This is a genomic window from Stenotrophomonas sp. HMWF003 (genome assembly GCF_003061285.1).
In the GTDB taxonomy this organism is placed as follows: Bacteria; Pseudomonadota; Gammaproteobacteria; order Xanthomonadales; family Xanthomonadaceae; genus Stenotrophomonas; species Stenotrophomonas maltophilia_AP.
In genome coordinates this window covers 9,456-13,073 of record NZ_QAIW01000399.1, presented here as the reverse complement: position 1 = coordinate 13,073, position 3,618 = coordinate 9,456, and the positions used below count along the sequence as shown (strand labels likewise).

The window sequence follows — 3,618 nt, the reverse complement described above, 5'->3', positions numbered from 1 at the left end:
ACCCCGACCCTGCTGGCCCTGTGCCTGGCTGCTACCCCCGCCCTGGCTTCGGCCGCCGACTTCGACAACTGGCCGACCAAGGTCGCCTTCAGCGATGGCACCGAACTGGCTGCCACCGCCAACATCGCCTACGACCTCAACGATTTTTCCGGCAACAGCGGCATCGAAGACGATGACGCGGTGCGCCGCAAGGAATTCGGCGCCACCCTGAAGAAGAAGGGCGTGTACGACGCGATGGTGTACTACGACTTCCAGGCCGACACCTGGCTGGACGTGTTCGTGCGTTTTGAGAGCAAGGCCTTCTTCGGCAGCGATATCGGCCGCTTCCGCTTCGGCTACATGAAGACCCCGGTGGGCCTGGACGCAGGCACCTCCTCGCGCGCCGGCAGCTTCCTGGAAACCGCCCTGCCCGTGCAGGCGTTCTACGAAGGCCGCCGCACCGGTGCCGAATGGGTGCTGGAACGCCCGCAATACCTGCTGCAGGCAGGCGCCTACGGCGGCAAGGACCTGCAGGGCGACAACCCCGGCACCACCCAGGCCGTGCGTGCGGTGTGGACCCCGGTCAAGGCCGCCGGCGACGTGCTGCACCTGGGCCTGGCCTACTCGCAGGAAAACCCGCGCGGTTACCGCGATGGCCGCGACGTGCACCACGAAGCCAGCGCCCGCCTGCGCGCCCGTCCGGAAGCCGGCCTGACCGACATCCGCCTGGTGGATTCGGGCGCGCTGGCCACCGCCGACCAGATCCGCCGTACCGGCCTGGAAGGCATCTGGATCCGCGGCCCGTTCTCGCTGCAGGCCGAAGCGCTGCAGACCACCGTGACCCGTGAGGGCAAGCCGGACTACACCGGCAACGGCCAGTACGCCATGGCCAGCTGGGTGCTCACCGGCGAATCGCGTCCGTACAGCGCGGGCGCGGTGGCCAACATCAAGCCGGCCCACGACTACGGCGCGGTAGAACTGGTGGCCCGTTACAGCCGCCTGGACCTGGACGACGCCGATGTCTTCGGTGGCCGCCAGCACGACTGGACCCTGGGCGCCAACTGGTACCTCACCAGCCACTTCAAGTTCCAGGCCAACTACGTCAAGGCCGACGCCAGCCGTCGCGGCGTGCACACCACGCCGGAAATCTTCGAACTGCGCGCCCAGATGCACTTCTGATCGGCATCGCGGCGGGCGTGTACACCGCGCCCGCCGCACGACCGTAGACTGCCGCCATGTACTGGCTCGGCCGCCACCGCACCCTGTTGCTCACCCTGCTGCTGATGATCGGCGGTACCGTGCTGTGCGCGGCCGCCGCCGGGCACTATGCGTGGCGCCGTGCGCTGGCCACCGAAAGCGCGCAGGTGCAGCGCCAGCTGGAACTGTACGGCCAGGGCCTGCAACAACGCATCGACCGCTTCGGCACCCTGCCGCAGGTGCTGGCACTGGACCCGGACCTGCGCCGCGCGCTGTTGCAGGTGCCCGACGCCGCCGCCCGGCAGCGCCTGAACCTGAAACTGCAGCGCGCCAACCAGGTCACCCGCGCCTCCACCCTGACCCTGGTCGGGCACGACGGCGTGGCCGTGGCCGCCAGCAACTGGGACCAGCGCAGCAGCAACGTGGGCGAGGACTACAGCTACCGCCCCTATTACCGCCAGGCATTGGCCACCGGCCGTGGCCGCTTCTACGGCATCGGCATGACCACCGGCGTGCCCGGCTACTTCCTGTCCCAGGCCATCGAGGAAGACGGCCGGCGCATCGGCGTGGTGGTGATCAAGATCGAACTGTCGGCACTGGAACAGGAATGGCTGTCCAGCCCGGACGTGGTGCTGGCCAGCGACGAGCACGACGTGGTGTTCCTGGCCAACCGCGATGCCTGGCGCTACCGCCTGCTGCGCCCGTTGGGGCCGGGCGAGCGCCGCGAGATGCTGGAGGCGCGGCAGTACGCCGACCGCTCGCTGCAGCCGCTGCGGGTGCGCACCGAAGATGTGCTTGAGAACGGCGGGCGCATGGTGCGCCTGCTCGACCCGGTGCTGCCCGGGCCGATGCTGTGGCAGAGCCTGGCCCTGCCCGAAGAGCACTGGAACCTGCACCTGCTGCACGATGCCGGCGCGGCCACCAGCGCCGGGCGCAGCGCGGCCATCGGCGGCGGCGCGGCGTGGCTGGCGCTGGGCTTCCTGGTGCTGTTCGTGCAGCAGCGGCGGCGTCTGGATGCGCATCGGCAACGCAGCCGGCGCGAGCTGGAAACCGTGCTGGCCCAGCATGCCGAGGAGCTGCGCACCGCGCAGGACGGCGTGCTGCAGGCCGCCCAGCAGGCCGACAGCGGGCTCAGCCGCAGCCTGGCCCACCTGCCGCAGGGCGTGGTGGTGATCGACAACGCGCAGAAGCTGGTGGCGTGGAACGCGCGCTACCTGGAACTGTTCAAGTTCCCGGCCGGCCTGATCCGCGAGGGGCGCCCCATCGAGGAGATCTTCCGCTACAACGCACGCCGTGGCCTGCTGGGCCCGGGGCCTATCGACGAGGCCATCGAGCGCCGCCTGAATCACCTGCGCAGCGGCCGCCCGCACATGCGCGAGAGCGAGAAGGACGACGGCACCGTGCTGGAGATCCGCGGCAATCCGCTGCCCGATGGCGGCTTTGTCACCAGCTACGCCGACATCACCGCCTACAAGAACACCGCGCGTGAACTGCGCTCGCTGGCCGATGCGCTGGAGCACCGCGTGGCCGAGCGCACCCGCGACCTGGACGAGGCGCGCCGCGAGGCCGAGCGCGCCAACCGCTACAAGAGCCGCTTCGTGGCTTCGGCGGTGCACGACCTGCTGCAGCCGTTGAACGCCGCGCGCATGTTCGTGTCGGTGCTGCGCGGCAAGCTGGCCGGCGATGCGCGCGAGTTGAGCGAACACGTGGATGCGGCGCTGGCCGCGCAGGACGCGATCCTGACCAGCCTGCTGGATATTTCGCGGCTGGAATCGGGCGCGTTGCAGACCCAGGTGCAGGCCTTCGCGCTGTCGCCGCTGCTGGAAACGCTGGCACGCGAATTCGGTATTGCCGCCGACAGCCGCGGTCTGCAGCTGCGCTGGGTGGACACCCGCGCGGTGGTGGTCAGCGACGAGGCGTTGCTGCGCCGCATCCTGCAGAATTTCCTGTCCAACGCGCTGCGTTACACCCCGCGGGGGCGCGTGCTGCTGGGCTGTCGGCGCGTGGGCAACCAGCTGCGCATCGAGGTGCACGACCAGGGCCCGGGCATTCCGGAAAGCCTGCAGGGCGAGATCTTCGAGGAGTTCCGCCGGCTGGATGATGGGGTCGAGCAGGAACGCGGTGCGGGCCTGGGCCTGGCCATCGTCGAACGCATCGGCCGCCTGCTGGGCCACGGCATCCACCTGCACTCCACGCTGGGCCGCGGCAGTGTATTCGCGGTCAGCGTGCCGCTGGGCGATGCGGCGTCGATTCCGGCGCCGACGCCGGCACCGGCCATCGCGAGCGACGTGGGCGATGACAGCCCGCTGCGGCATTGCCGGGTGTGGAGCATCGACGACGACCCGCGCGTGTGCGCCGCCACCCGCGCGCTGCTGGAACGCTGGGGCTGCGCGGTGGAGCTGGCCGACGGCCCGCAGGCGGCGCTGGAGATCGCCTCGGCGC

The 3,618-nt window shown here is 70.3% G+C and carries 2 protein-coding genes; both read left to right on the top strand.

Going from position 1 to position 3,618, the window contains the following annotated elements:
- The first annotated feature begins 9 nt into the window (after nucleotides 1-9).
- Nucleotides 10-1,158 (top strand): porin, encoded by a 1,149-nt coding sequence (locus DBR34_RS17175; protein WP_128097690.1) that lies wholly within the window; start codon nucleotides 10-12, stop codon nucleotides 1,156-1,158.
- 56 nt (nucleotides 1,159-1,214) lie between these two features.
- A partial coding sequence (locus DBR34_RS17170; protein WP_128097689.1) for a PAS-domain containing protein occupies nucleotides 1,215-3,618 on the top strand: 2,404 nt, incomplete at its 3' end.